Here is a 26,513-nt window from a genome sequence, read left to right as displayed (position 1 = left end):
TTTACGCAGGAGAATAAGGGGGGAACCGGGTGATTATCGTATATTATTTGCTGGCACTGGCCATTATCATCGCTGATCAGTTTACAAAATGGCTCATCGCTGCCTATATGGAGATTGGCGAGTCGATCCCAATTATCGAAGACGTTTTACATATCACTTCCCATCGAAACGCCGGTGCAGCTTTTGGCATCTTGCAAGGGCAGATGTGGTTGTTTTTTATTGTGACAATCATCGTCACCGTCGGGGTTATTTATTTTATGCAAAAAATGGGACGGACGAGCCTTTGGATCGGGATGCCGCTCGGCATATTGCTTGGGGGCACGATAGGCAACTTCATCGACCGTGTTTTGCATGGGGAAGTCATCGATTTTATCGATGTGTACATCGGCACCTACAGCTTCCCGATTTTTAATGTTGCCGACAGTGCACTGACCGTCGGGGTTATTTTGCTCATAGGAAAATTATTTATCGATGAGCGCAGGGAAAAAAAGGAGAAAAAGGCCAATGAATCCTAACACATGGATCGTGTCAGAAGAGGAAAAAAATGAACGCATCGACAAAGGCTTGGCAAAAGCGATGGAAGCATCAAGAACAGCGGTTCAACAATGGATCAGCGATGGGCATGTGTTGGTGGGAGGCAAACGGGTGAAAAGCAATTACAAATTGCAGGCCGGAGACAGCATTGACGTGAATCCTCCAGCTGAAGAGCCGCTGACGATCTATCCCGAAAACATTCCCCTCGATGTCCGTTACGAAGATGATGATTTGCTCATCGTGAACAAAGCGCGGGGGATGGTCGTCCATCCGGCTCCCGGCCACTTTACAGGCGGAACGCTCGTTCATGCGCTTCTTCATTACACGGATGCATTGTCTGACATAAATGGCGAATTGCGGCCAGGCATCGTTCATCGAATAGACAAGGATACGAGCGGCTTGATGGTCGTTGCCAAAACGAATGACGCGCACACCCATCTCGTGGAACAATTGCAAACACGATCACTATCCAGGGAGTATCGGGCGCTCGTGCACGGGGTGGTATCCCATGAGGAGGGGACGATTGATGCGCCGATTGGAAGAGATCCTCGCGACCGTCAAAAAATGACCGTTACCGATGTTTATGCCAAAGAAGCGATCACGTATTTTCACGTGCTGGAACGCTTTCATGATTATACTTTGGTCCAATGCCGTTTGGAAACGGGACGTACGCATCAAATACGCGTGCATATGGCCTACATTCGCCATCCGGTCGTCTCCGATCCAAAATATGGAAAAGGAAAAGCGATGCCGATTTCCGGCCAGGCGCTGCATGCAGAAAGTCTTACGTTGGTCCATCCGCGCTCTCGTGAAACATTAACGTTCGAAGCATCCCTTCCTGCCGATATGCAAAAGTTGATCGATAACATTCGCGAAGGAAAGTCAAACTAATCTTGGGTGGCCAAGGCTTACAAAGGGTTCGCTTAGATACCCTTAGGCCAGTTTTTCGTCCTTGTTCTGGCGCTAACTGTGTGGTTAGATACCCTCGGAATGGAATTTTCCCCTCTGTTCGGTTTCTAACTGCTGTTCGTGACCTAATCCTTCGTTACCGTTCCAACGGACGTGAATTTTAACATGATAAAATTCGCGATTTCCGTTGACACTTTCGTTTTTTTCTGTAATAATAACTACAATTAAATCAATCCCTTTAACACAGTCCCGTGAGGCTGAGAAGGAACCGGTCGAGTGCCGGAGCGCCGTGGCACTCGTATGCAATAAGACTGGACCCCTCTGTCCCGCGTGGATGGAGGGTTTTTTCATGGGGGCATGCAAATGACGGCAAAAGAACAAACGTTATTGGATGAAGACGCGATTCGCCGGACGTTAACACGCATTTCACATGAAATGATTGAAAAAAACAAAGGAATGGATCATTGCATCTTGCTTGGCATTCGCACACGCGGGTATCCGCTGGCGGAACGCTTGGCAGCCAATATCAAGCGGATTGAAGGAGTTGATTTGCCGGTCGGCAGCGTCGATATCACGCTTTACCGTGATGACCTTGAAAAAAAACAATCCGATCCTAAAATTCAAGATCTGGAATTGCCCGCATCGATCGAAGGAAAAAAAGTCATCCTCGTCGATGACGTTCTCTATACGGGACGCACCGTTCGCGCGGCCATGGACGCATTGATGGACAAAGGGCGTCCGAATCAGATTCAACTCGCGGTTCTCGCCGACCGCGGCCATCGCGAGTTGCCGATCCGGGCGGATTACGTTGGCAAAAACGTGCCAACAGCCCGGTCCGAACAAATACGCGTGCAGTTGCACCAAAGTGATGACATCGACAAAGTAAGCATCGTCCAACACAATTAAATCCCCCTCTTTAAAACGGTCCCGTGAGGCTGATAAGAGGAACTCGGCATGGAAAGCAACACCCGTGTGGTGCGCCGCACGACCGTTGCTATGCCATCTTCCTCTTTGCCCGCGGGTAAAGGGGTTTTTTTGGAGATTTTCCCGCTCACATCCAAAACAGGAGGCAACGACAGCATGACAAACAAACACCCGGTACTCGACGTACATGAACGGCCCGCTTGGAATCAATGGATCCTTCTCAGTTTGCAACATTTGTTCGCTATGTTCGGAGCGACGATTCTCGTGCCGGTTTTGACGGGACTTAGCCCGTCGATTGCGTTGATCGCGAGTGGATTGGGCACCCTTTCCTACATCCTTGTCACCCGCGGGCAAATCCCGGCCTATATCGGCTCTTCATTTGCATTTATCTTTCCGCTCATTGCCGCCATGTCCTTTGGCGGGACGGCAGCCGTCATGCTCGGGACATTTACCGCCGGGGTCGTTTACGGCATCACCGCGCTTCTCATCAATATTTTTGGTGTCGGGTGGCTGATGCGTCTCTTGCCCCCGATTGTTGTAGGTCCCGTCATTATGGTGATCGGATTGGGGCTAGCTTCCACAGCGATTGACATGGCCATGAATTTCGATGAGGAGACCGGCGAATACGTGGACACTGCCCGCCATTTGAGCGTCGCCCTTGCCACGCTCGCGATTACGATTGTGACTTCGGTTTTTTTCAAAGGTTTTCTCCGGGTCATCCCGATTTTAACCGGCCTTGTTGGTGGTTATATCATCGCGTATATCGTCGGCATTGTGGACCTTTCCGCTGTGGCAGAAGCCCCGTGGGTTCACGTTCCGGAGTTCGCCACCCCGTTTGTCACGGTAACGCCAACATGGTCTTTGACCGTCATTCTCATTATGGCGCCGATTGCTCTTGTCACCATGGCCGAACATATTGGCGACCAAATGGTGTTAAGTAAAATTGTCGGAAGGAACTTTTTGCGGGAACCGGGATTGGACCGTTCCTTGCTCGGGACGGATTGGCTTCCATCATTGCTTCCCTCGTAGGCGGGCCTCCGAATACGACGTACGGAGAAAACATCGGGGTGCTTGCCATCACAAAAATATTCAGCGTGTTCGTGATCGGCGGCGCAGCGGTACTCGCGATTTTGTTCGGGTTTTCGGGAAAAATCGAAGCCTTGATCGCCAGCATTCCGGATGCGGTGATGGGCGGCGTTTCCATTCTCTTGTTCGGCATTATCGCGTCTGCCGGCATGCGCTTGCTGATTGAAAACGAGATTGATCTCGGTGAGAACCGCAACCTCGTGATCGCCGCGACCGTCCTTGTCATCGGCATCGGCGGCGCGTTCATCCCAATTACCGAGTATTTGGAAATCCCCGCGATGGCGCTGGCAACGATTATCGGCATGATCCTCCATGCGATTTTGCCGAATAAATCGCTGGGATATGGAAATGGACAATTGTTCTCCAGTCTTGAGGAAGAAAATACTACCGCGGAGGTGGGCCGAAATGACTCAACAAACACATCATTTTACGACCGTTGATGAATTATCGGAAGGATCGATTCACGCGTTGCTGCAAGACGCAGCTGCTTTTAAGGAAGGGGAGAGGTGGATAGCTCCCGAACGCCCTTACGTCGCCAATCTATTTTACGAGCCGAGCACACGAACGAAAATGTCTTTTGAAGTGGCGCAAAAGCGCCTTGGCTTTCACGTTCTTGATATCGATGCCGATACTTCCAGTGTGCAAAAAGGGGAGTCCCTGTACGACACCGTGCGCACCTTGCAAGCCATTGGCGCTTCCGCGGTCGTCGCACGGCATTTTGAGAAACAGTTTTACGAACAGCTGGGCGGGATAACCATCCCCGTGATTAATGCCGGCGATGGAGAGGGGGAACATCCGTCGCAGTGTTTGCTTGACTTAATGACGATCAAAGAAGAATTTCAAACATTTGCCGGACTAAACGTGGCCATGATTGGCGATATCCGTCATAGCCGGGTCGCCCGCTCCAATATCGAAGCGCTCAAACGGTTGGGAGCGAACGTTCAGTTGGCCGGCCCTGAAGATTGGATGGACCCCTCCATGAGGTGCCCGCACGTTTCCGTCGATACAGCGGTAAAACAAGCCGATGTCGTCATGTTGCTGCGGGTGCAACATGAACGTCACGCGGCCCGGACTGCAAGTCAAAATGCCGAACGGTATCATGAGCAGTTCGGTCTCACGGAAAAACGGGAAAAAAAGATGAAACCGGGCGCGATTATCATGCACCCTGGTCCGTTCAACCGCGGGGTGGAAATTGCTTCTTCCCTCGTTGAAGCGCCGCGCTCCAGGATTTTTAAGCAAGTGGAAAACGGAGTGTATGTGCGGATGGCGATTTTAAAACACGTATGTGAACAGTCGAAAGCGCACCAATGCGCTTTGAAAGGGGTCTTATAATGAAACGCAAACTTATCTTGGAAGACGGTCATTATTTTCGCGGAAACGCCTTTGGCAGTGAGCGAGAAAAAAGCGGGGAAATCGTTTTCAACACGGGGATGACCGGTTATCAGGAAATCATGTCCGACCCTTCTTATTGCGGGCAAATCATTACGTTTACGTATCCATTGATCGGCAATTACGGGGTGAACCGCACGGATTTTGAATCCCTGTCCCCTGCTTTGCACGGCGTTGTTGTAAAATCGAAATCCCCGTATCCGAGCCATTGGAAAAGCGAGGAGTCCTTCGATCAATTGCTTCGCCGTTTTGATATCCCCGGAATCGAAGGAATTGACACCCGTCGGCTTACGAGATTAATTCGCGCAAAAGGGACGGTCAGGGCAGCGATCGTTAGCGATGATGCAAATGTGGAAGATGTTATGCATCAGTTGCAATCAGAATTGCCATTTACGACGCAAGTCGCAAATGTGTCGACAGACAGCGCTTATCACGTCCCGGGAGGCGCCGGGCCAAAAATTGCGCTCGTCGATTATGGCGCAAAGCAGCATATTTTACGAGAACTTCTTAAACGTGGCTGTGATGTGCATGTCGTTCCTTACAACGCGACAGTGGAAGAAATCATGGCACTGCAACCGGATGGCGTCATGCTGAGCAACGGGCCGGGCGACCCCCGTGATGTTCCTGAGGCCGTTGAAACCGTGCGTGTTTTGCTGGATCAAACGGTTATCTTTGGAATTTGTTTGGGCCATCAACTTCTTTGCATGGCGTGTGGCGGTGAGGCGACCAAGATGAAATTCGGGCATCGCGGTTCTAATCACCCCGTTCGCCATCTTCCGACAGGCGAAGTGGCAATGACCGCTCAAAACCACGGCTATGCGATTTCCGCGGAATCACTTGCACAAACTCCTCTTTCCATTACACATCTTGCCGTCAATGACGGGACGGTCGAGGGGGTGGCGCATAAACACGCGCCCGCGTTCAGTGTGCAATACCATCCTGAAGCGGCGCCGGGACCCATGGATGCCAATGACCTGTTTGACCAATTCCTCGCTCGCGCTCGCGAGCCTCAAAAGGAGATGAAATAAATGCCAAGACGTGACGATATCCGCAAAGTGCTCGTTCTCGGTTCCGGTCCGATTATCATCGGCCAGGCGGCAGAGTTTGATTATTCCGGCACGCAGGCTTGCCAAGCGTTAAAAGAAGAAGGGTATGAAACAGTTCTTATCAATTCCAACCCGGCGACAATAATGACGGATACCAACATGGCCGATACCGTCTATATCGAACCGCTCACGTTTGAATTTGTGAGCCGCATCATTCGCCGTGAACGCCCGGACGGGCTGCTCGCCACAATGGGCGGGCAAACAGGCTTGAATTTGGCGATGGAATTACATGAACAAGGGGTTTTGAAATCCTATGGGGTCGAGTTGTTAGGCACTGATCTCGATGCCATACGTGAAGCGGAAGATCGTGAAGCTTTCCGCTCACTGATGCATAACCTAGATCAACCCGTTCCCGCGAGCGACATTGTGCATTCCGTTGAAAAAGGGGAGGCATTTGCGAATAAAAATGGATTGCCCGCCATTATTCGGCCAGCCTATACGCTTGGAGGAACCGGAGGTGGGCTCGTCGCGACGATGGATGAACTTCGGGAGATTTTGGAAAACGGGCTGGCGAATAGTCCGGTCAATCAATGCCTTGTCGAAAAAAGCATTGCCGGCATGAAGGAAGTAGAATATGAAGTTATGCGTGACGCCAATAACGACGCCATTGTCGTCTGTAACATGGAGAATATCGACCCGGTCGGCATTCATACGGGGGATTCCGTTGTCGTTGCCCCGAGCCAGACGTTAAATGACCGTGACTATCAGCGTTTGCGGCACGCGTCTCTGACGATTATTCGCGCGCTTGGCATTGAAGGGGGGTGCAACGTTCAGTTTGCCCACGATCCTGACGAGGATGAATATTACGTCATCGAGGTTAACCCGCGTGTTAGCCGTTCGTCAGCACTGGCGTCAAAAGCCACCGGCTATCCAATTGCGAAACTGGCGACCAAAATCGCGGTCGGATACCATTTGCAAGAGTTGCAAAACCCGGTGACGAAACGAACGTATGCAAGTTTTGAACCGGCTTTGGACTATATCGTTACGAAAATCCCCCGCTGGCCGTTTGACAAGTTCGCGTCTGCCAATCGCAAACTTGGCACGCAAATGAAAGCGACCGGCGAAGTGATGGCGATCGGCCGCACATTCGGCGAATCGTTGTTAAAAGGCATTCGATCCCTTGATACAAAAGAAAACCATTTGCTCGTTGACGCGTACCGGCAGGTGAGTGATGAAGCGTTGGAAGGCCGATGGGAAAATGCCGACGATGAACGGATGTACGCACTTGCGGAAGGGTTTCGCCGCGGCTACTCTGTCGAAGCCATTCACGCTGTCACGAGGATTGATTGTTTTTTTCTTTTGCATATCGAAGCACTCGTGCGCCTGCATGAATCGCTCGCGGAGGCACCTTGGAACGAAGAAGGGTTAGAACACGCGAAAATGCACGGGTTTTCCGACGAACAGATCGCCGGGTTATGGGAAGCATCAGAAGCCCAGGTTCGCGAATTCCGCAAAGAAAAAGCGATTGTCCCCGTATTTAAAATGGTCGATACGTGCGCGGCCGAGTTTGCATCTGAAACGCCGTATTTTTATAGCACGTATGAAGAAGAAAATGAATCGAAGAAAAGCAGAAAACCTTCGGTCCTCGTCCTCGGGTCTGGCCCGATCCGCATCGGGCAGGGAGTGGAATTCGACTATGCCACCGTTCATACGGTATGGGCCATCCAGGAAGCCGGTTATGAATCGATCATTATGAACAACAATCCCGAAACTGTTTCAACCGATTTCAGCATTTCCGATAAATTGTATTTTGAACCGCTCACGTTCGAAGAAGTGATGAATGTGGTCGATCTTGAACAACCGGAAGGCGTTGTAGTGCAATTCGGCGGCCAAACGGCGATCAACCTTGCCGAACAACTGGCCGAAGCAGGCGTGCCCATTCTCGGCACCTCCCTTGAAGCGATGGACCGCGCGGAAGACCGGGACAAGTTTGAACAGGCGCTTAGGCACCTGGACATTCCGATGCCGCCGGGGAAAACGGCCACATCGGTGGAAGGGGCGGTTGATGCCGCGGCCACCCTTGGGTATCCGGTGCTTGTCCGACCCTCTTACGTACTCGGCGGGCGGGCGATGCAAATCGTCGCGAATGAAACAGAACTCAAGCGCTATATGGCGGAAGCCGTTCACGTGCACGCGGAACATCCGGTGTTGATTGACCGGTACTTTTTCGGAAAAGAAATAGAAGTGGATGCCATCTCCGATGGGGAAAACGTCTTTATCCCCGGGATGATGGAACACATTGAACGGGCAGGCGTCCATTCCGGGGACTCGATTGCCGTGTATCCGCCGCAAACGCTTGCTGAAGAGGTGAAGGCAAAAGTTATCGATCAAACCGAGAAGCTTGCCAAAGGGTTAAACATCATCGGGCTTTTAAATATTCAATTTGTCCTCTATGAAAATGAAGTATACGTTATTGAAGTGAATCCGCGGGCGAGCCGGACCGTGCCGTTTTTAAGCAAAATGGCCGGGGTGCCGATGGCGCAGATTGCCACCCATGTCATATTGGGCCAAACATTGGAGGGCCTGGGCTATCACGAACGTATCCACCCGGAACCGGATCGCGTAGCCGTAAAAGCGCCCATGTTTTCGTTCACGAAACTCCGCCGCGTCGACATTCATCTCGGACCGGAGATGAAATCGACCGGTGAAGTGCTCGGGCGGGATCTCACGCTGGAAAAAGCATTGTATAAAGGACTGGTTGCTTCCGGCATGAACATCCCCCGCGAAGGGCAAGTATTGTTCACAATCGCCGATAAAGATAAGGAAGAAGCAGTAAAACTGGCCGCCCGTTATGAACGTCTCGGTTTTCAAGTCCTGGCAACGGCAGGAACGGCTGCCTATTTAAACGAGCAGGGCATCCATGCGGAAAGCGTCCAAAAAATAGGCGAAGGCTCTCCGAACATCGTCGAACGCATCCGCTCCGGCGGCGCACAACTCGTCATCAATACGTTAACGAAAGGCAAACAGCCAGCCCGTGACGGGTTCCGCATCCGCAGGGAAGCGGTGGAACATGAAATCGTCTGCTTAACGTCCATGGACACGGCTTTTGCACTGTTGCACGTCCTGGAAATGATGTCTTTTGCCACGGAACCGGTGCCGGCATTGCAAGACGTTGCCGGAAAAGAGAAGGTGAATCAATGAAAAACGAGAGCTTGACGGTCGTGGAAAATAAAACAATTGCCGCAAAGACACATGAAATGACGTTATCCGGACCGCTCGTGGACGCCATCGATCAACCCGGCACTTTTTTGCATGTCGCGGTTCCTGGAGAGGATCTCGTGTTGCGCCGCCCGATCAGCATTGCCGCGGTCAATCAGGGCGCGGGCACATGCGCGATTGTGTATAAAGAAGAAGGAGACGGGACCGAACGACTCGCCCGGTGCCGTGCCGGGGATCAGTTGGAAGTGCTCGGTCCGCTCGGCAACCAGGGATTTCCGGTTGAGGAGCCGCTTCCGGGCGACGATGTGTTACTCATCGGCGGTGGCGTCGGCGTGCCTCCGCTTTATTTTGCAACTTGTGAATTGGTGAAACGAGGCGTGTCAGTCTCGGTCATCCTCGGATTTCAAACAGCAGCGGCCGTTTTTTATGCGCGGGCGTTTAACGAACTTCCGGGCTGTGACGTGCATGTCATGACCGATGATGGCAGCAATGGGCGCGCGGGAACGGTAATAGATGCTTTAAATGAACGTCCGTATGCGCCTGATTGGCTGTTTTCCTGCGGCCCGCGCGGGATGTTGCGCGCGATTGAAACAAATGCGGCTGATTCGAAAACGCACGGATATGTCTCCCTCGAAGAACGCATGGGTTGCGGCATCGGTGCTTGCTTCGCCTGTGTCTGTGAAACAAATGACGGCGCGTCTTATCGAAAAATTTGCCGTGACGGCCCGGTATTTGCCTTCAAGGAGGTAGTGCTATGATGGAAACGGATCCTCGATTATACGTCACATTGCCCGGTTTACCGATGAAAAATCCGGTTATGCCTGCTTCCGGTTGTTTTGCCTTTGGACGGGAATACGCGGAATTGTTTGATTTGGAGGAGCTCGGGGCAGTCGCGATCAAAGGGACAACCGGAGAAGCGCGCATCGGAAATCCAACGCCTCGGGTTGCTGAAACGCCTTCCGGCATGCTGAACGCCATTGGGTTGCAAAATCCGGGGGCGCAAGCGGTGCGCGACGAAGAACTCCCTTTTTTGGCGAATTATGATGTGCCCGTGCTTGCCAACGTCTCCGGTTCAACGCCCGAGGAGTACGTGGTGGTCGTACAAACATTGAACGATGCGCCAAATGTGGGGGCGTTTGAATTAAACATCTCTTGCCCGAACGTAAAAGAAGGCGGCATACAATTCGGAACCGATCCCGACGCGGCGGCAGCCCTTACGGAAGCGGTGAAGCGGGTAAGCACGAAACCGGTTTACGTGAAGTTGTCTCCAAACGTGACCGATGTCACGGCTATTGCACGTGCCGTGGAAGCAGCAGGCGCAAATGGTCTGACTTTGATCAACACCCTGCTCGGCATGCGGATCGATGCCGGCACGGGAAAACCGGTCCTCGCGAATGAAAAGGGCGGCTTGTCCGGACCGGCGGTAAAACCGATTGCACTCCGCATGATTCATGACGTACGGCAAGGGACAAAACTCCCGATCATCGGCATGGGCGGCGTTCAATCAGCAGAAGATGTGATTGAATTTTTGGTTGCCGGAGCCGACGTGGTCGCGGTCGGAACCGCCAATTTTTCCAATCCTTTTGTTTGTCCGACGATCATCCGGGAATTGCCGGAGTGGCTGGATAAATTGGACGTTGCCCATATCGGTGCCCTGCGCTGGCAAGGAGAAAAAATATGAAAAAACCGTTATATATCGCCTTGGACATGGAAACGAAACAGGAAGCACTGGCGTTTCTCGATCGCTTTGCTCCCGCCAGACCGGCGGTGAAAGTGGGCATGGAGTTGTTTTACGGGACCGGACCGGGGATCATTCAAACGTTAAAAGAACGAGGACATCCGGTTTTTCTTGATCTGAAATGCCACGATATCCCGAAAACCGTGGAACGAACGATGCGGACCCTTGCAAGTTTTCGTGTGGATCTTCTTACGATTCATGCCACTGGCGGAAAAGCGATGATGGAAGCAGCAAAAGAAGGGCTCATGAAAGGAACGCCGCCTGGGCAAACGTTGCCGAAATGCGTGGCGGTGACCGCGCTGACGAGCACGTCCCAACGCCAATGGAACGAGGAACTGTTTATAAAAGGGGAGCTTGGGGACGGAGTGTTTCATTTTACGGACTTGGCTTTGCAGGCAGGGCTTGACGGTGTCGTCTGTTCCGTTCGGGAAGTCGAGGGCTTGCGAAGACGTTTCGGGGCGTCCGTTTATACGGTAACCCCGGGCATTCGCATGACCGGTTCGGACGCTCATGACCAAAAACGGGCGGCAACACCCGTGGAGGCTCACGCTGTCGGAAGCAACGCCATCGTTGTCGGTCGTGGGATTACACAAAGCAACCGCCCTCTGGAAACTTATGAAAAAATATACAAAGAATGGATGGGGGAATAGCCGTGGATAGACAAATAGAACTGGCAAGCGAGCTGATCGGTATTGGTGCCGTTTCCTTGCAACCGAACGAACCGTTTACGTGGTCCTCCGGGCTGAAGGCGCCTATTTATTGTGATAATCGCTTAACACTGTCGTTTCCCGCGTTGCGGACGAAAATCGCCGAGGCATTTAGAGATAAAATCCGTGCACATTTTTCGGACGCGGACGTCGTCGCCGGCACTGCTACCGCGGGAATCCCCCACGCGGCACTCGTGGCCGACCGATTGGAACTGCCGATGGTGTACGTACGCGGGAAAGCAAAAGGGCATGGGAAACAAAATAAAATCGAGGGGATGTGACTGCCGGGCAAAAAGTGGTGGTCGTCGAAGATCTGATCTCCACGGGGGGAAGCGCGATTGAGGCGGTCAAAGCGCTTGAAGCTGCAGGTGTGAAGGTACTTGGCATTGTCGCGATTTTTTCCTATGGACTCGCCATCGGAGACAGGAACCTCGCGGATGCAAAGTTGCGGCTGGAAACGCTAACGGACTTCGACGCGCTCATTGACGCGTCCATTAAAAATAGGGAGATCCGAGAGAAAGATCGGGAAGTTCTTCGCGAGTGGCAGCGGGATCCGGAAACGTGGGGCAAATCGGTTAAAAATTTAGGGTAGCGTTTTTGAATGATTGGGTTGATAAACCTAAATCATTAAAACTGGTTCGGACGGTTGCTAGCATTTTTCTGTAAATATGTCCGAAGTTGTCCGCAACTCGGACATTATCCTCTTTATGATCAAGGGTTTTGTCCGTATATTCATTATTTATTTTATTTGGTTCTTCATAATTTCTGATATCGTGTGCAGGGCATCGGCTGTCTTCTGATGGGTTTCTTCGATCTTCGATAGACGTACGCTCGTATCGATTTGTGCCGATTCCAGGTTTCCGATGCGGCGGTTGTGTTCTTTTTGATTCGTTTCTATATTTTCCAGCCGCTGGTCAACGTTATCGAATCGCTGGTCCATATTCGCAAACCGCTGGTCAATATTTTCAAACCTTCGGTCAATACTTTCAAACCGGCGATCAATGCTTTCGAACCGCCGATCAATATTTTCGAATCGTTGATCGATCTTATTAAACTGCTCGACCATCAGTTTTCTGGTATCAGTCATTAATTGGAAGAGTTGATCAAAATCATGATTGTTTGTCGACATTTACGCTCACCTCTTTCGAATTATTTTACCATACTTGCAAATGAATCAGCGTGGCATACGGAACGAAAAAGATTAAACAAAAAGAATTTTGTCTAATTTGATTAAACGGGCTTGAATCGAGCCTTCTGTTCGTTTATGGCGGGAGGCTAATTGTTTGATAGAGGTGCCGTTTTCATAAGCTTTCGCGAGGGTTTCGTCTTCTTCATCCGTCCATGATTTTCCGGCGTTTTCGGGAAGTTGAAGCGCGCGGGTTTCATATCTTTCCAATCTTTCCAGCCCCTTAACGGCTATAAATAGAGCGCGGACAGTATCCGGATTTTGGTAAGTGTTGTTGTCCGGAAGCATTTTCCTTGTTCGAGGGTCCTTGCCGTCGGCCAGTAAAGAAACGATTCTCCTGGCTTCCTTTGTTTCCACGGTTGTATCACTCCTTAGAAGATCATTCATCCGTATGCCACTAACTTTTACTATTCGACACGCCAATCGATATTCCTGCTAAAAAAGCGAAGGCCTTTTTAAAGGCCTTCGCCTGAGTGTTTTTTACTTTTCTTTCGAAATAAAACGGTTAATCACAAGCGCGATAGCGCCGTCACCGGTGACATTACATCCTGTGCCCAAACTGTCTTGGGCCATGTAAAGCGCGATCATAACTCCAACGGCTGCTTCATTAAAGCCAAGCATCGATGTCAGAAGCCCGGACGCGGCAATAATCGCTCCGCCGGGTACACCCGGAGCCGCGATCATGATGACACCGAGCGCGAGAATAAACGGAAACATCTCGCCGAATGTCGGAGATGGCAAACCATCGAAGAGCATCATCACCGCCATGGTCGCGATCGTGATCGTCATGGTGCTGCCTGCGAGGTGAATGTTCGCCCCGAATGGAATGACCGAATCGGCAACACTGTCATCGACGTTATTTTTTTTCGTTTGTTCGGTTGTAACGGGTATTGTAGCTGCGCTCGACATCGTACCGATCCCGGTAAAATAAGCGGGCAGCATCGTTTTTAATAGCTTAAATGGATTGCGGCCCGTAATCCCCCCTGTGATGGAAAAGGCGCCGAGCAAGTAAAGCCAATGGGTCGCCAGCACGAGCAGCAGGACGAGACCAAAAGATGCCAGCGTTTCCCAGACGGTGCCCTCAGCCGATAATTCAGCGAAAATGCTCGCGATGTAAAAAGGCAATAGAGGAATGACGACAGCCCAAAGCAGTTTGACGATGATATGTTTTCCCTCTTCGAAAAATCTTTGTAATGTGGTTGCTTCTGTTCTCGCGATGCCAATCCCAAAAATAAACGCTGTAAAAAGAGCGGTTAGGATATCCATCGCGGGCGGAATTTCAAAATCCAACAAAGAAGAAAAACCGTTGCTTTCATCGATGGCCGAGGCATCGCCGCTGATGAATAAGGGAAGGATCAATGCGGCTACGGCAAAGGCTAGCACACCTGCAACAACGGTTGAGCCGTACGAAATCCCTGATGCCCAACCGAGAAGCTTGCCACCATCTTTTCCCATTTGACTCACGCCGCTCGTGATAAAAAATAAAATGATGAACGGCACTACATACTCCAGAAATTGGCCGAAGATGAGCTGGAATGTCATGATGTACTCCATAATCGTTTCATTAACAATGAGACCGATTACAATACCAGCCACAATACCCGCCAACAATTTCAGGATAAGCTTCATTGTACCCCTTCTTTCTGGCATTAATTTTCAAAAAATCAAAATATATACAATGCATAGATTACCAGAGAAATGATGGATTGACTAGGAATTTATTTTGCTTGCGTTTAAGTTTTGGAGAGAGGCCGGGCAGGAGCAAGTTCCATGGAACATTCATGGAACCCGCATTGGAGGGGAGGACCTGGGATCGGTCGCCATGAAGCGATCATGAAGCCCAACCATGCCGCCTTTCTCCATCACAACCCGTCCCTCTAACACTTATTTCCTTAACTTCCGCACGGTATCCGCATCCGGGGTGACGAATACGGTTTTTTGCTCGTCATAGGTGACAAAGCCCGGCTTGGCACCATTTGGCTTTCTTACATGTCGGATGTACGTGTAGTCCACCGGCACGGATCCGGATTCGCGCGCTTTGGAATAATAGGCAGCGATGCCGGCCGCTTCTTCCAATGTTTCGTCATTAAAGTCTTCCGCACGGATGACGACATGGGAGCCCGGAATGTTTTTCGTGTGCAGCCACGTGTCCGACCGACTCGCGAGTCGACCCGATAAATATTCGTTTTGCTTGTTGTTTTTTCCGACGAGAATTTCGATGCCCTCGCTGGATTCATATCGGTCAAGCGTCGGCTTCTGCTGTTTCTTTTTGCGTTTTTTCGTGCGCTTCGTTTTCAAGTATCCCTCTTCTTCCAACTCCTCTCGGATGTCGGCAATATCTTTCGCTTCAATGCTGTCCAACTGCTGCAAAAGGCTGTCAAAATAATCGATTTCGCGCAGGGCGGTCCGCCGTTGTGTCTCCACCGCTTGTCCGGCATTTTTTGCTTTATTGTACCGTTGAAAATAGCCCTGGGCATTGTCGGCGGGTGATTTTTCCGGATCAAGTTCAATTTCGATCGTCGGCGCTTCTTCGTCGTAGTAGTCGATCACCTCGGCAACGCTGTCTCCGGGGCGGATCGTGTGCATATGGGCGGTGAGCAGTTCGCCGAGCTTTTGGTTTTCCAAATCTTCTTCCGCCTGTTCGGCCGTTTCTTTTAGCTTATCCAACTTTTTTTCGTTGCGATTTCGCTGGTTGCGGATAAAGCGTTCCAGATCAAACGCTCGCTGTTTCACGCGATCGCGCTCTGCTTTTCCTTCATAAAAGGCAAACACCATCTCATTGGCGCTCGCGTATGTCTCTTTTCTTCCTTCTTTATGCGTCAAAGCAATGGCATGAAAAAACTCTTTCGATCCGCCGTAAACGATCATCGGCTGCAAACGAAAGTCTTTCATCGCACGCATCATTTCCATAAAGCTGTCCACGAGCCGTTGCTGTTGCCCGATCCCGGCACGGTGAACAATTTCGCTCGCGAAGAGCGGCGACACACCCGTAAATTCCTTCACCAGTTGCCGGTCCAGTTTGCCTTGATTAAAATCGAGGGCGCCCAGCACGGTATCTCCGTCTGCCTCCAACGGATTTTTTTTCTGTTGGTCGGGGGGTGTCTCGTACGCCCGCCCCGGCAAAAGCGTACGGTAACGGTTGAGGGACGCTGGTACGTGTTTCATGCATTCCACGATTTTGTCTTCATTATCAATGAGCAACAGGTTGCTGTGTTTGCCCATTAGTTCCATGACGAGCCGCTTGTTTTCCCGATCGCCGATCTCGTCCGTTCCTTCAATGTGCAACGTGGCGATCCGTTCGAGCCCGTCTTGTTTGATCTCGCGAATAAAGCCGCCTTCAAGATTTTTTCTAAGCATCCGGCAAAACATCGGTGGTTCCGCAGGGCCCGATTCCGGAGCAGGACTGAAGTGCAAGCGTGCAAAACTCGGATGGATGGAAAATAAAATCGTATGGTTTTGCCCGCTTTTGCGGACGGTCATATTTAAATCAGTAGCGGTCGGTTGTTTAATTTTCGTGATTCGTCCGCCTATAAGCGTTTCCTGCCATTCATGCAGAACGGCGCGCAGGACAAACCCATCAAAAGACATGGTCTCACCCTTTCTAACCTCTAACAGTATAGCATGTTTCCCCCACCCGCTGAATAGGATGAATCAGAAGTCCAAGCTGTGGGGTGTAAAAAAGATGAAGTGGCATCAAACCGATCCTTATGCATTGTACAAGTCATTAAACACCGATATCAGTACAGGCTTAGATGAGCACGAAGCCTCGCGCCGTTTGCAAAAACATGGCGCTAATCAATTACTGGAAGAAAAACGAACGCCATGGCCGATTCTTTTTCTCGAACAGTTTAAAGATTTTATGGTCATTATTCTGCTCGTGGCAACTTTTGTGTCCGGGTTGCTCGGGGAGTATATCGATGCGCTCGTCATTATCGGGATTGTCACGGTCAACGCCCTTCTTGGCTTTGCGCAAGAACGAAAAGCGGAGAACTCGTTGCACGCGTTGAAGGAGTTGTCGGCACCTGAAGTCAATGTGTTGAGGGACGGAAGGTGGCAAAGCCTCCCATCGGCGGACGTAGTGCCGGGCGACGTCATTCAACTTGGCAATGGCGACCGCATCAGCGCCGATATTCGTCTCGTGGAAACGATGCGCCTCGCCATCGAGGAATCCTCGCTGACGGGAGAATCCGTGCCTGCCGAAAAAGATGCCGACCCGATCAGCGGAGATTCGGCACCGCTTGCGGACAGGCATAATATGGCCTTCGCCGGCACCATGGTGAGCCGGGGACGAGGCAAAGGCGTTGTTGTGGATACAGGCATGAAAACGGAAATGGGAAAAATCGCGCACTTGTTGCAGTCGACGGAAACGACGATGACGCCATTGCAACATCGATTGGCGCAACTCGGAAAAATATTGATTGCCGGCGCAATTTTACTAACGGCGCTCGTCGTCTTTTTAGGGATTATTCAAGGCCAGCCGGTGTATCAAATGTTTATCGCCGGTGTATCCCTCGCGGTAGCGGCGATTCCCGAGGGATTGCCGGCGATCGTTACCGTCGCTCTCGCCCTTGGGGTCCAGCGGATGATCCGCCATAAAGCGATTGTCCGGCGCCTGCCCGCCGTGGAAACGCTCGGCTGCGCATCGGTGATTTGTTCCGATAAAACAGGGACGCTTACAAAAAATGACATGACCGTAACCAAACTATGGACATGGTCGGAAGAATGGGAGGTAGATGGAGAGGGGCTCGACGCTTCTTTCAGCAGCGACCGAAACGCTGAAAACCCCGCAAAAAGCAAAGAGACGAGCGATTTACTCATGTACGGGCTCCTTTGCAATAATGCGGAGATGATAAAAAAAGAACCGGCCCGTGACTCGAAAACGAAAATCCAAAAGCACGAAGAGGTTGAAATTTCCGGCGAGCCGACCGAAGCAGCCCTCGTTTTGGCAGCCGCCCGGGCGGGGCTGTTTCCGGAAGATGCAGCGCGAAAGTTTCACCGTCTTGATGAAATGCCGTTTGATTCAACGAGAAAACGCATGACTGTGATTGTGAAAGACCAGAACGGCCGGCGTTTCGTCATTACGAAAGGGGCACCCGACGTTTTAATTTCCAAATGCGCCACCGCACGAATAAACGGAGAGGATCGTCCTTTGACACCCGCGCTAAAAGCGCAGTGGGAAAAGACGGTTTCACGCATGGCAAAACAAGCGTTAAGAACGATCGCGATTGCCGTGAAGCCACTGCCGAAGGATGTGAATCATGAGGCTGCCGATGTGGAGAGGGACATGACATTGCTCGGCCTGCAAGCGATGATGGACCCGCCCCGTCCGGATGTGAAAACGGCGATTAAACAATGCCGGGAAGCAGGAATCAAAACGGTGATGATCACTGGCGACCACGTGGAGACGGCAAGAGCGGTTGCGAGCGACTTGGATATGCTCCCTGCCCACGGAGAAGTGTTAACCGGAGAGCAACTGGATGCCATGGATGATCAAATGCTTCACACGGCTGTCGGAAAAACGTATGTGTATGCACGTGTTTCCCCTGAACACAAGCTGCGGATTGTCAAAGCGGTCCAACAAAACGGGCATGTCGTGGCCATGACGGGGGACGGCGTGAACGATGCACCCGCCTTGAAAGCGGCAGATATCGGGGTAGCAATGGGAAAAAGCGGTACGGACGTAGCCAAAGAAGCATCGGCGTTAGTGCTTGGGGATGATAAATTTTCCACGATCAAAGCAGCCATTGAGGAAGGCCGAAACATCTATGATAACATTCGCAAGTTCATCCGTTACATGCTCGCTTCCAACGTCGGGGAAATTCTCGTCATGTTGTTCGCTTTGTTGCTCGGGCTGCCTTTGCCGCTCGTTGCCATCCAAATCCTATGGATTAACCTCGTCACGGACGGACTGCCGGCAATGGCACTCGGCGTCGACAAGGCGGAAAGTGATGTAATGAAACGGAATCCCCGCAATCCACGGGAAGGCATTTTTGCACGCGGGCTGGGAACGAAAGTGATGACACGCGGGTTGTTAATCGGGCTCGTCTCGCTTGCCGCCTTTGTCATCACCCTTTACGGCACCGGCATTCCGGAACTCACCCATGCACAAACCGTAGCTTTTGCCACACTCGTGATGGCCCAACTCATTCATGTGTTTGATTGTCGAAGTGAATATTCCGTCTTTCACCGTTCACCTTTTGAAAATAAACCGTTGCTGTGGGCCGTTCTGTCATCTGTCGTATTATTGTTGATCGTTATTTACGTCCCGGTTTTGCAACCGATTTTTTACACAACCGCACTCGGTTTGTACGACTGGCTCCTCATTCTTGGCCTTTCCGCGATACCAACCGTCGCGCTCGCGGGTACGGGTCTGCGAAAAAAATAAAGGGGAACCAAATGTAATTTAGGCAGTTTCTAGTTTTTTACGCCAATATTGACAGCGATGTAATGTCAACCTATTATAATTATAACTTGACAATTAGAAACATGATAACAGGCGCGTTGATTTACCTTAAAATACCTTTCGGTATGAAACGAGAAACCAATGCTTAGTATCTGATGAGTCCTCAGGAACAAGGCCTGCGGACTCAAAGTGTTGTTCAGAAGCCAGATGAGTCCTCAGGCTCGGGTTTTGGGGACTCATAATGGTAGCTGAACGCCAAATTTGTCCACAAATAACAAAACACGGTATGTTTAACATCCTTTTCATCTTTAATAGGGCTTCACGAAGCGTTATATTTGAGTAAGCTATTTTATCGGATAAATTTGGATAATCAACGCGCCTGACATGATAAAAAGGTAGAAAACTGGATCGCCAATCCCGGTTAATTTTCTACATCCATTGACGGAACGCCACTAGAAGGGGTACACGAATTGAACCCCATGTATTGCTTGAAAGTTTTAGCGTTATTCCGTTTTGTGAACCCCACTAAAGAAATTCGAATCTCTGGGGGTCGGGAAGTTAACCTTCGTTCTTTGCAACCGTTAGGACTATATGCTGCGAACTCCATTTTTGTAGGCAACTACTTAACCACAGAGGGGCAAGAGGATACAGAAGATCAAGACATGTTGGTCGATTTAGGATTTGAAATTGAATCAGTAGCAGAGATGAAAGCTAGTTTGGCAGCTAAATGATGTGAGCATGCATTGAAAGAAAAGATTCTGGTATATAAACCACTGGGGTTGAAAAATGAATATTTAATCTTTTTCATGTTTCGGGAATCGAGCTAAACTTGAAACATACATCAGAAAGTGATATGTTGGAAATAGAAAAGGAAATTTCATAGTTTCTGGGTATGAAGGAAGGTGAAAGTCCTGGTATCGCCCGTGCACAGGACAGAGCAGCAGTTTGCCAATATGGTGCGTTCATACAGAAAAGAGCATATTGGCAAAGGACCTGAACACATTAAAGTTTCCTTCCACGGGAAGTGGGCCATTGCTCATATGAGCGGCAACCTAAGCCCGGTGGAACAATTTATTACCCGTACTGAAAAAGGGCGCACAATGATTTGGCAAGCTCGCACACAAATGATTAAAGAGTTGTACAATCAGGAACGCCCTGCTGATATGGAAGAATTGGTCGGAGCCAATTTCGTGAAACTATTTGCAGATATTCACGTGGAAAACGATGAAGCGATTTCGATTTTCGTCTTCGACGAACCTATAGATAAACCGTAAAATTGAACACCTGTTTTCGTTAATGGAGGATTGGTTTTAAGTACGTACGTGCTGAACACTAACCACCATCGTTTCGGAGCAAGTCTGATCTGAAACGATGGTGGTTTTTATTTTGAAAGACCTCCGGTTATGTAGGAAATGCAACCAAGCGTTTATTTCCGAATAGCAAAGAAAGAGGTTGCGAGAATCAGTTGTCGAACACGAAACAATAAAGTTTTCTTCGGGGCATCGAAAATGACTCAATTTAGAAAAATGCAATCAGAAAATCAGCATGTAACAAATTTAGCTAGCCTTTTCATCCAAACAAAATTGGCACATTGGAATGTAAGTAGGCTTTGGCAGCATAATCTTCATCATGAATGGGATGACACACTAAAAATTGATAACTTGCATAACACTGAAAAAAATGATAGTCTGTTTATCAAACTGACAACCATTCACGTAAGCACTATTATGGTGGGTTGGTCCAATGGTATATGTATGCTAATGGCTAACCACCATCATGATACTAATATCGAGTACTTTAAAACTATCTATAAAAACTCATGGCGGATTGGCCAATGGTACCGTATGTGCTAATAGCTAACCACCATTCTTTTTAGATCAGAAATGATCTTGAAAAGGATGGTGGTTTTTTAGTGGGTAAGAAAGTATAGATCAACTTTCTTACCTACATAAGTGCAACTAAGGCTTTCTAATGTTTAGGGGGTGATAACCTGGTTAAACTCAAGGTGCAAAAAACGAACGTAATTCATTTAATTTGGACTAAATAAGGAGAGATGTAAAATGAAAATCGTTGCATTATTCCCGGAATCTACGAGTTCCTCACAATTATTAACGAAAGAGGAATCATTAGGCTTAGTGGATTTCTTAAAAGAGACGGATCATGAGCTCATCTTGGTAACTGATGATACGGAAGTTAATCAGCACGTTGAAGATATGGAAGTTATTATATCATCGCCATTTTTCCCTGCGTATATTACAAAAGAACGTATTGAAAAGGCAACAAACCTTAAAATGGCCATTACTGCGGGCATTGGCTCTGACCACGTTGATATTGAGGCAGCAGCAGAAAATGGAGTTACGGTGGCTGAAGTAACGGGCAGTAATAACGAAAGTGTTGCTGAACAGAATGTGATGGAAACATTACTGCTTTTAAGAAATTATGAAGAAGGACATAGACAAGCAGAAGAAGGCGAATGGGATTTACCGAAGGTAGGCTCTGGTGCCTATGAGTTATTAGATAAAACAATAGGCATTTTTGGTTTTGGGCGAATCGGACAATTAACAGCAGAACGCTTAAAACCTTTTGATGTTAAATTACAATACAATGATCCATTTAGAAAAAAAGATATAGAAAACAAGATTGGAATCCAATATGTTGATTTTGACGAACTTATTCGAAGTTCCGATGTAATCATTGTTCAATCCCCATTAACAGCAGATACCGAAAACAAATTTGATCAGGAAGCATTAAGTCAAATGAAAGAAAATGCTGTCCTTGTTAACTGTGCCCGCGGTGCCATTGTAGACAAACATGCAGTTGTGGAAGCGGTCAATGAGGACCGTATAAGATATGGCGGAGATGTTTGGGATCCACAACCAGCACCTAAATCTCACCCATGGCGTTCACTTAAACAAACAGGATTAACTGTTCATTATTCAGGTATGACTGTTGAAGCACAAGAAAGAATCCAAAAAGGTGTGCAAGAAATGCTTGAAAACTTAATGTCAAATACACCAATAAGAGAAGAATATATCATTGTTAATAAAAATAAGGTTTCACATCAAAGTTATCAAACCAACAAACGGTAAATAAGTAAAACGACGTAAATCCATGTCGTCAAAGGATATTCTTACAAAGTTCTTTCAAAAGATGTGATTGCAGAAGATGGAAACATCACAGGCTCAAGCCATTGTGTGAAAGCAGCCCATTTTGCAGTGTTTATTCTTAATTCAAAGCGTTCCAGCTTTGTGCGAGCTACTAATTGTTACTCCCCCATAGGGTTACTTGTTGTCATTCAGCCTGTATGCCTGTGGAGGAGTTTTTTATAAAATGGGGGGTGTGTGAAAAGTTGTCTTGGACCGTTTTACACATCATTGGCATAATGGCATATGCAATTAGCGGGGCCCTTGTAGCAATCGAAGCGAAATATTCATTTACAGGAGTATATGTATTAGGGTTAACGACTTCTTTTGGAGGAGCGACCGTAAGGAATCTTCTAATTGGAGCTCCTGTTTCCGAGCTTTGGGATTCCGGTACGATTACCATAGTGTTTGTGACACTGACTATAATCGTACTACTGCCGTTAAGATGGACTCAGCACTGGAAGAAGTGGGGGAACCTCTTTGACTCAATTGGCCTTGCCACTTTCGCATTGGATGGCGCACTGTCAGTAAGGGATTTTAATGGTCCTTTAGGTCTCATGATTTTGGCTGCAATGTTTACCGGATTGGGCGGGGGAATGATTCGGGATCTTTTGGCCGGACGGAAGCCCCTGGCATTAAAAGAAGAAATTCATGCTGTGTTAGCCATCTTTTGTGGAATTTACGTGTGGCTAGATTGGACAAACCCCCTTCAACTTTCCCTGGCTGTCTTTGCTGTAGTAACGATTCGTATGGCAGCCGTTAGGTTTAATTTAAATTTTGGTCTCCCAGGCACCATCAAAAAAAACAACTTTTAAAAACAAGTGTTTTCGAGAATGTTCCCGTGAAATTTAGATACTTTCGCGGGAGCTTTCTTTTTCAGGACAGCCCCCCGTACCTGTCTATACAGTTGCTGCCTCATACGCCTTTTATGTTTCGGAAATCATGGTTCTTCCATCGGAATTAATGATTTTTTGCCTTGACACCTTGTCCTTATCGTTAAAATTGTTTAAAATGAGAAAAGTGGATGTGATACACAATGGTCACGAGTATGACCGGTTACGGATTTGCGGAGGAAAGGCTTGGAGATGGACGGATCAGCGTTGAAATAAAAAGCGTGAACCACCGCTTTCTTGACGTCCGCTTTCAGTTGCCTGCGCCCCTCCGAGGCCGGGAAGAAGACGCACGTAAAATCGTAAATGATATGGTGCTGAGAGGCAAGGTGGATATAACCGTCACGTTTACCGGAACTCCCTCCGCCCTTGGCGTAGAAAAACGTCTACATACTGATTGGCATCTGTTGCGCCAATATGTGCAGGAGGCAGAACAATTACAAGCGCTCGGTGTTTTTGATGGGAAGCTTTCATTGAATGATTTTTTGCTTAATGAACAAATCGTCTCCATTCAGGAAGAAACAGAAGAAGTTCCTGCCGTCCACCAAGCGTTCTTGAACACAATGAGAACCGCTTGCAACAGGTTGACGGAAATGCGAAATAAAGAGGGGCGGTTGCTTTCCCATGATGTAGAAAATCATTTGCAGCATATGTCCCAATGCTTGGATAAATTGGTAGCGCGGGTTCCCGAAGTGCAAGCCCGTTACCGGCAAAGGCTCGAGCAAAAAATGAAAGAGATCGCCGGTACGGTTGATGAAGAGCGTTTGCTCACGGAAGTCGCCGTTTTTGCAGACAAAAGCGATGTAAGCGAAGAGTTGGCCAGAATGAACGCGCATATCAAGCAGTGCAAAGAGACATTAAAAGAGACGGGAGCCATCGGCCGCAAACTAGATTTTATTACGCAGGAAATGAATCGCGAAGTGAATACGGTTGGAGCCAAAGGCAATGACCAAAATTTTTCAACAGTAGTCGTCGAGATGAAAAGCATCCTTGAAAAGGTGAAGGAACAGGTGCAGAATATCGAATAGAAATTGGAAAAGAGGGTTACCATTGAGTATTAAATTGATTAACATCGGTTTTGGAAATATCGTTTCCGCGAACCGTATCATTGCCATCGTTAGCCCCGAGTCTGCGCCGATCAAACGCATCATTCAAGAAGGCCGCGAGCGCAATATGCTCATCGACGCGACATACGGGCGGCGCACACGAGCGGTAGTCATTGTAGACAGTGATCACGTGATCCTATCGGCTGTCCAACCTGAAACCGTCGCGCAACGATTAACGACGAAAGAAGAGAACGATGACGATTAATCCCCGCGCCGAGGGTATAGCGCTTGCCACGATGGGATATGTTGGGAATAATGTACGCCAAGAACGCCGATGGAAGGATGAACAATGGTGAAAAAAGATGAAGGGCTGCTCATCGTTCTTTCCGGACCCGCGGGAGTAGGAAAAGGAACGGTTTGCAATGCATTGCGCGCCGTCGATGATTCGATCAACTACTCCGTTTCCGCCACTACACGTGCACCGCGGGAAGGCGAGAAAGACGGGGTGAATTATTTTTTTAAAAGCGAAGCGGCGTTTAAGGAAATGATCGCCAACGGCGAACTGTTGGAATGGGCAAAGTATGTAAACAATTATTATGGAACGCCCTTGCAAAATGTCACCGACACCGTGCAAACGGGGGCTGACATTATATTGGAAATTGAAGTCCAGGGAGCCGCGAAAGTAAGGGAACGTTACCCGGAGGGCGTGTTTATCTTTTTGGCACCGCCGGATCTCTCCGAGTTGCGTAAACGCATCGAAGAAAGAGGCACCGAAAACAGCGAACTCATTGATGAACGCATGTCGGTCGCCCAGGCAGAAATTGAAATGATGGCACAATATGATTATGTCGTGGAAAACGATGACGTGGCCAAAGCGGTACAAAGAATCCGCTCCATCGTGGAAGCCGAACATTGCCGCAGAGACCGTGTCATCGACCACTACCGAGAATTCGTGGAGGTGAAGTAAATGATTAATCCATCCATCGACGCATTGCTCACAAAGATCGATTCGAAGTATTCCATCGTCACGATCGCCGCGCAACGGGCACGTGAGCTCCAAGAAACCGAAGACCACCAGTCGACGCTCGAAAAACCCCGCTCAAACAAACTCGTCGGCATCGCCCTTGAAGAAATTCATGAAGGGCACTTGACGATTAAAAAAGAGTAGTTGGAATGACGCCCCGTGTTGTTGGATGAAGCACGGGGGTTTATTTTATGGCACAATTGAATTTTCGAAAATTAAAAATGTAAAGAGAGGACGTGGGCGATGAAGCTTCTTAAACCGCGTGACACACCTGTCGAATTAAGGTTTTTGCGAATGTTACGTGCGCGAATGACCCTCCCGGATGACCAGCATTATATGAATCTCGAGCAAGGTTATGCCGGAGAACGAATCATGGATGCCTGGTTGGAAAACTTATCCTCTGATTGCCTCGTTATCAACGACCTGTTACTCGAACAGAACCGCCGGATTTTTCAAATCGATTCGCTGCTTGTTTTTCAAGAAAAGATTTATATGTTGGACGCCAAACATAGTGCTGGAGACTTTTACATTGATGGTGATAAGTGGAAGACAATATCCGGCGTTGAGATCCAAGATCCTCTGCTCCAAATGAGACGGAGCACAACGCTACTTCGAAAGCTGCTTCAACAACTTCGAATCAATATCCCGATTGAATACTTCCTTGTTTTTACCCACCCTGAATTTTACCTGTACAGCGCTCCCCCGGACCTCCCTGCTGTGTTTACGCCTCAAGTGCCCCGGTTTTTGAAACAATTAAACAGAATGAATGCTAAAATAAATCGAAAACACGAACAGCTCGCCAAGCAATTACTCGCGTTACATTCAACGGATAACCCTCATATGCGACTACCTGAGTATGATTTCGACGGGTTGGAAAAGGGTGTGGTATGTGCAGGGTGCCGGTCGTTTATGCAACATCGGAGAAAAAAATTCTTTTGTTCCAGATGCGGAATGGTGGAAGACACCGAAACAGCCGTTATGCGGAGCGTAGCCGAATATCGATTTCTTTTTCCGGATCGGAAAGTCACAACCAAAGGGCTTTATGAATGGGGCGGGATGCAAGGGTCCAGCCAAAAAGTCAGACAGATATTATTGAATCATTTTAAACGCGTTGGTGATGGAAGGTCATCCTATTATGTTGATTGATTATAGTAAAGTTTACCAGTATCCGTGTCTTGCGATTGTATATCGTGAGATGTATCCAAAATTATATCGTCAAAATACTGTTTGCGATGTTATTTCCCGAATTATGTCTAGTATTATATCGCG

23 protein-coding genes and 3 pseudogenes are annotated in these 26,513 nt (G+C 48.9%); 22 read left to right on the top strand and 4 right to left on the bottom strand.

What is annotated here, in order from left to right:
* Positions 1–35 precede the first annotated feature (35 nt).
* The 11 genes and pseudogenes from lspA (at position 36) to pyrE (ending at position 12,144) form a co-directional block, all read left to right on the top strand.
* Positions 36–515, top strand: a complete 480-nt coding sequence (gene lspA, locus EPH95_RS04850; RefSeq protein WP_142091488.1) for a signal peptidase II — start codon at positions 36–38, stop codon at positions 513–515.
* Positions 505–1,425, top strand: a complete 921-nt coding sequence (locus EPH95_RS04845; RefSeq protein ID WP_142087813.1) for an RluA family pseudouridine synthase — start codon at positions 505–507, stop codon at positions 1,423–1,425. Before lspA ends, EPH95_RS04845 begins: the two co-directional genes overlap by 11 nt.
* A gap of 381 nt (positions 1,426–1,806) precedes the next feature.
* Positions 1,807–2,349, top strand: a complete 543-nt coding sequence (pyrR, locus tag EPH95_RS04840) for a bifunctional pyr operon transcriptional regulator/uracil phosphoribosyltransferase PyrR (RefSeq protein WP_142087811.1) — start codon at positions 1,807–1,809, stop codon at positions 2,347–2,349.
* Positions 2,350–2,523: 174 nt separating this feature from the next.
* Positions 2,524–3,893 (top strand): annotated as a pseudogene (locus tag EPH95_RS04835) (uracil-xanthine permease family protein).
* On the top strand, positions 3,859–4,785 hold the full coding sequence (locus EPH95_RS04830; protein WP_142087809.1) for an aspartate carbamoyltransferase catalytic subunit: 927 nt from the start codon (positions 3,859–3,861) through the stop codon (positions 4,783–4,785). The pseudogene EPH95_RS04835 and the gene EPH95_RS04830 overlap by 35 nt, the downstream one beginning before the upstream one ends.
* Positions 4,785–5,870, top strand: coding sequence for a carbamoyl phosphate synthase small subunit (locus EPH95_RS04825; protein ID WP_142087807.1), 1,086 nt, complete (start codon positions 4,785–4,787; stop codon positions 5,868–5,870). Before EPH95_RS04830 ends, EPH95_RS04825 begins: the two co-directional genes overlap by 1 nt.
* Positions 5,871–9,089, top strand: a complete 3,219-nt coding sequence (carB, locus tag EPH95_RS04820; RefSeq protein WP_142087805.1) for a carbamoyl-phosphate synthase large subunit — start codon at positions 5,871–5,873, stop codon at positions 9,087–9,089.
* The gene (locus tag EPH95_RS04815; RefSeq protein ID WP_142087803.1) at positions 9,086–9,865 is read left to right on the top strand and encodes a dihydroorotate dehydrogenase electron transfer subunit; all 780 of its coding nucleotides are present in this window, start codon (positions 9,086–9,088) and stop codon (positions 9,863–9,865) included. Before carB ends, EPH95_RS04815 begins: the two co-directional genes overlap by 4 nt.
* Positions 9,865–10,788: a dihydroorotate dehydrogenase gene (locus EPH95_RS04810; RefSeq protein ID WP_142091487.1), complete on the top strand. Its 924-nt coding sequence runs from the start codon at positions 9,865–9,867 to the stop codon at positions 10,786–10,788. The genes EPH95_RS04815 and EPH95_RS04810 overlap by 1 nt, the downstream gene beginning before the upstream one ends.
* Positions 10,785–11,495, top strand: a complete 711-nt coding sequence (pyrF, locus tag EPH95_RS04805) for an orotidine-5'-phosphate decarboxylase (protein ID WP_142087802.1) — start codon at positions 10,785–10,787, stop codon at positions 11,493–11,495. Before EPH95_RS04810 ends, pyrF begins: the two co-directional genes overlap by 4 nt.
* Positions 11,492–12,144, top strand: a pseudogene (gene pyrE / locus EPH95_RS04800) (orotate phosphoribosyltransferase). The gene pyrF and the pseudogene pyrE overlap by 4 nt, the downstream one beginning before the upstream one ends.
* Before the next feature lie 147 nt (positions 12,145–12,291).
* Here the strand turns inward: pyrE and EPH95_RS04795 are convergent.
* The 4 genes from EPH95_RS04795 to EPH95_RS04780 all read right to left on the bottom strand — a co-directional run bounded on the left by EPH95_RS04795 (position 12,292) and on the right by EPH95_RS04780 (position 16,326).
* Entirely contained in the window at positions 12,292–12,681 is a 390-nt protein-coding gene (locus EPH95_RS04795; RefSeq protein ID WP_142087799.1) for a hypothetical protein, read from the bottom strand.
* A gap of 72 nt (positions 12,682–12,753) precedes the next feature.
* Positions 12,754–13,095: a hypothetical protein gene (locus EPH95_RS04790; RefSeq protein WP_142087797.1), complete on the bottom strand. Its 342-nt coding sequence runs from the start codon at positions 13,093–13,095 to the stop codon at positions 12,754–12,756.
* A 123-nt stretch (positions 13,096–13,218) separates the two neighbouring features.
* Positions 13,219–14,367 carry a dicarboxylate/amino acid:cation symporter gene (locus tag EPH95_RS04785; RefSeq protein ID WP_142087795.1) on the bottom strand — a complete coding sequence of 383 codons (1,149 nt, stop codon included), beginning with the start codon at positions 14,365–14,367 and terminating at the stop codon, positions 13,219–13,221.
* 255 nt (positions 14,368–14,622) lie between these two features.
* Positions 14,623–16,326 (bottom strand): Rqc2 family fibronectin-binding protein, encoded by a 1,704-nt coding sequence (locus EPH95_RS04780; RefSeq protein ID WP_142087793.1) that lies wholly within the window; start codon positions 16,324–16,326, stop codon positions 14,623–14,625.
* A 94-nt stretch (positions 16,327–16,420) separates the two neighbouring features.
* On the opposite strand from EPH95_RS04780, the gene EPH95_RS04775 reads away from it, so the two are divergent.
* The 11 genes and pseudogenes from EPH95_RS04775 (at position 16,421) to EPH95_RS04725 (ending at position 26,390) form a co-directional block, all read left to right on the top strand.
* A complete protein-coding gene (locus tag EPH95_RS04775) occupies positions 16,421–19,123 on the top strand; it encodes a calcium-translocating P-type ATPase, SERCA-type (RefSeq protein ID WP_142087790.1) in 2,703 nt (900 codons plus the stop codon).
* Positions 19,124–19,555: 432 nt separating this feature from the next.
* A pseudogene (locus EPH95_RS04770) lies at positions 19,556–19,872 on the top strand (biotin synthase BioB); the annotation flags it as partial.
* A 171-nt stretch (positions 19,873–20,043) separates the two neighbouring features.
* The gene (locus EPH95_RS04765) at positions 20,044–20,415 is read left to right on the top strand and encodes a Na-translocating system protein MpsC family protein (RefSeq protein ID WP_227004051.1); all 372 of its coding nucleotides are present in this window, start codon (positions 20,044–20,046) and stop codon (positions 20,413–20,415) included.
* Positions 20,416–20,649: 234 nt separating this feature from the next.
* Positions 20,650–20,994: a hypothetical protein gene (locus EPH95_RS04760; RefSeq protein ID WP_142087789.1), complete on the top strand. Its 345-nt coding sequence runs from the start codon at positions 20,650–20,652 to the stop codon at positions 20,992–20,994.
* 207 nt (positions 20,995–21,201) lie between these two features.
* On the top strand, positions 21,202–22,230 hold the full coding sequence (locus tag EPH95_RS04755; protein WP_142087787.1) for an NAD-dependent formate dehydrogenase: 1,029 nt from the start codon (positions 21,202–21,204) through the stop codon (positions 22,228–22,230).
* 260 nt (positions 22,231–22,490) lie between these two features.
* On the top strand, positions 22,491–23,099 hold the full coding sequence (locus EPH95_RS04750; RefSeq protein WP_142087785.1) for a trimeric intracellular cation channel family protein: 609 nt from the start codon (positions 22,491–22,493) through the stop codon (positions 23,097–23,099).
* Positions 23,100–23,320: 221 nt separating this feature from the next.
* The gene (locus tag EPH95_RS04745; RefSeq protein WP_142087784.1) at positions 23,321–24,202 is read left to right on the top strand and encodes a YicC/YloC family endoribonuclease; all 882 of its coding nucleotides are present in this window, start codon (positions 23,321–23,323) and stop codon (positions 24,200–24,202) included.
* Between the two features lie 22 nt (positions 24,203–24,224).
* A complete protein-coding gene (gene remA, locus EPH95_RS04740) occupies positions 24,225–24,485 on the top strand; it encodes an extracellular matrix/biofilm regulator RemA (RefSeq protein ID WP_142087782.1) in 261 nt (86 codons plus the stop codon).
* An 87-nt stretch (positions 24,486–24,572) separates the two neighbouring features.
* Entirely contained in the window at positions 24,573–25,187 is a 615-nt protein-coding gene (gmk, locus tag EPH95_RS04735) for a guanylate kinase (RefSeq protein WP_142091485.1), read from the top strand.
* The gene (gene rpoZ / locus EPH95_RS04730; RefSeq protein WP_142087781.1) at positions 25,188–25,388 is read left to right on the top strand and encodes a DNA-directed RNA polymerase subunit omega; all 201 of its coding nucleotides are present in this window, start codon (positions 25,188–25,190) and stop codon (positions 25,386–25,388) included. It abuts the gene before it with no gap.
* 99 nt (positions 25,389–25,487) lie between these two features.
* Entirely contained in the window at positions 25,488–26,390 is a 903-nt protein-coding gene (locus EPH95_RS04725; protein WP_142087779.1) for a nuclease-related domain-containing protein, read from the top strand.
* Positions 26,391–26,513: the final 123 nt, after the last annotated feature.

The organism is Salicibibacter halophilus (genome assembly GCF_006740705.1).
Classification (GTDB): Bacteria; Bacillota; Bacilli; order Bacillales; family Marinococcaceae; genus Salicibibacter; species Salicibibacter halophilus.
This window is presented reverse-complemented; position numbering and strand designations above follow the sequence as displayed.

What these genes read in the sequence shown, in the direction of transcription:
- EPH95_RS04845 (WP_142087813.1), top strand. Translation starts at nt 505, where the DNA reads ATGAATCCTAACACATGGATCGTGTCAGAAGAGGAAAAAAATGAACGC.
- pyrR (WP_142087811.1), top strand. Translation starts at nt 1,807, where the DNA reads ATGACGGCAAAAGAACAAACGTTATTGGATGAAGACGCGATTCGCCGG.
- EPH95_RS04830 (WP_142087809.1), top strand. Translation starts at nt 3,859, where the DNA reads ATGACTCAACAAACACATCATTTTACGACCGTTGATGAATTATCGGAA.
- EPH95_RS04825 (WP_142087807.1), top strand. Translation starts at nt 4,785, where the DNA reads ATGAAACGCAAACTTATCTTGGAAGACGGTCATTATTTTCGCGGAAAC.
- carB (WP_142087805.1), top strand. Translation starts at nt 5,871, where the DNA reads ATGCCAAGACGTGACGATATCCGCAAAGTGCTCGTTCTCGGTTCCGGT.
- EPH95_RS04815 (WP_142087803.1), top strand. Translation starts at nt 9,086, where the DNA reads ATGAAAAACGAGAGCTTGACGGTCGTGGAAAATAAAACAATTGCCGCA.
- EPH95_RS04810 (WP_142091487.1), top strand. Translation starts at nt 9,865, where the DNA reads ATGGAAACGGATCCTCGATTATACGTCACATTGCCCGGTTTACCGATG.
- pyrF (WP_142087802.1), top strand. Translation starts at nt 10,785, where the DNA reads ATGAAAAAACCGTTATATATCGCCTTGGACATGGAAACGAAACAGGAA.
- EPH95_RS04795 (WP_142087799.1), bottom strand. Translation starts at nt 12,681, where the DNA reads ATGTCGACAAACAATCATGATTTTGATCAACTCTTCCAATTAATGACT.
- EPH95_RS04785 (WP_142087795.1), bottom strand. Translation starts at nt 14,367, where the DNA reads ATGAAGCTTATCCTGAAATTGTTGGCGGGTATTGTGGCTGGTATTGTA.
- EPH95_RS04780 (WP_142087793.1), bottom strand. Translation starts at nt 16,326, where the DNA reads ATGTCTTTTGATGGGTTTGTCCTGCGCGCCGTTCTGCATGAATGGCAG.
- EPH95_RS04775 (WP_142087790.1), top strand. Translation starts at nt 16,421, where the DNA reads ATGAAGTGGCATCAAACCGATCCTTATGCATTGTACAAGTCATTAAAC.
- EPH95_RS04760 (WP_142087789.1), top strand. Translation starts at nt 20,650, where the DNA reads ATGACTCAATTTAGAAAAATGCAATCAGAAAATCAGCATGTAACAAAT.
- EPH95_RS04755 (WP_142087787.1), top strand. Translation starts at nt 21,202, where the DNA reads ATGAAAATCGTTGCATTATTCCCGGAATCTACGAGTTCCTCACAATTA.
- EPH95_RS04745 (WP_142087784.1), top strand. Translation starts at nt 23,321, where the DNA reads ATGGTCACGAGTATGACCGGTTACGGATTTGCGGAGGAAAGGCTTGGA.
- rpoZ (WP_142087781.1), top strand. Translation starts at nt 25,188, where the DNA reads ATGATTAATCCATCCATCGACGCATTGCTCACAAAGATCGATTCGAAG.
- EPH95_RS04725 (WP_142087779.1), top strand. Translation starts at nt 25,488, where the DNA reads ATGAAGCTTCTTAAACCGCGTGACACACCTGTCGAATTAAGGTTTTTG.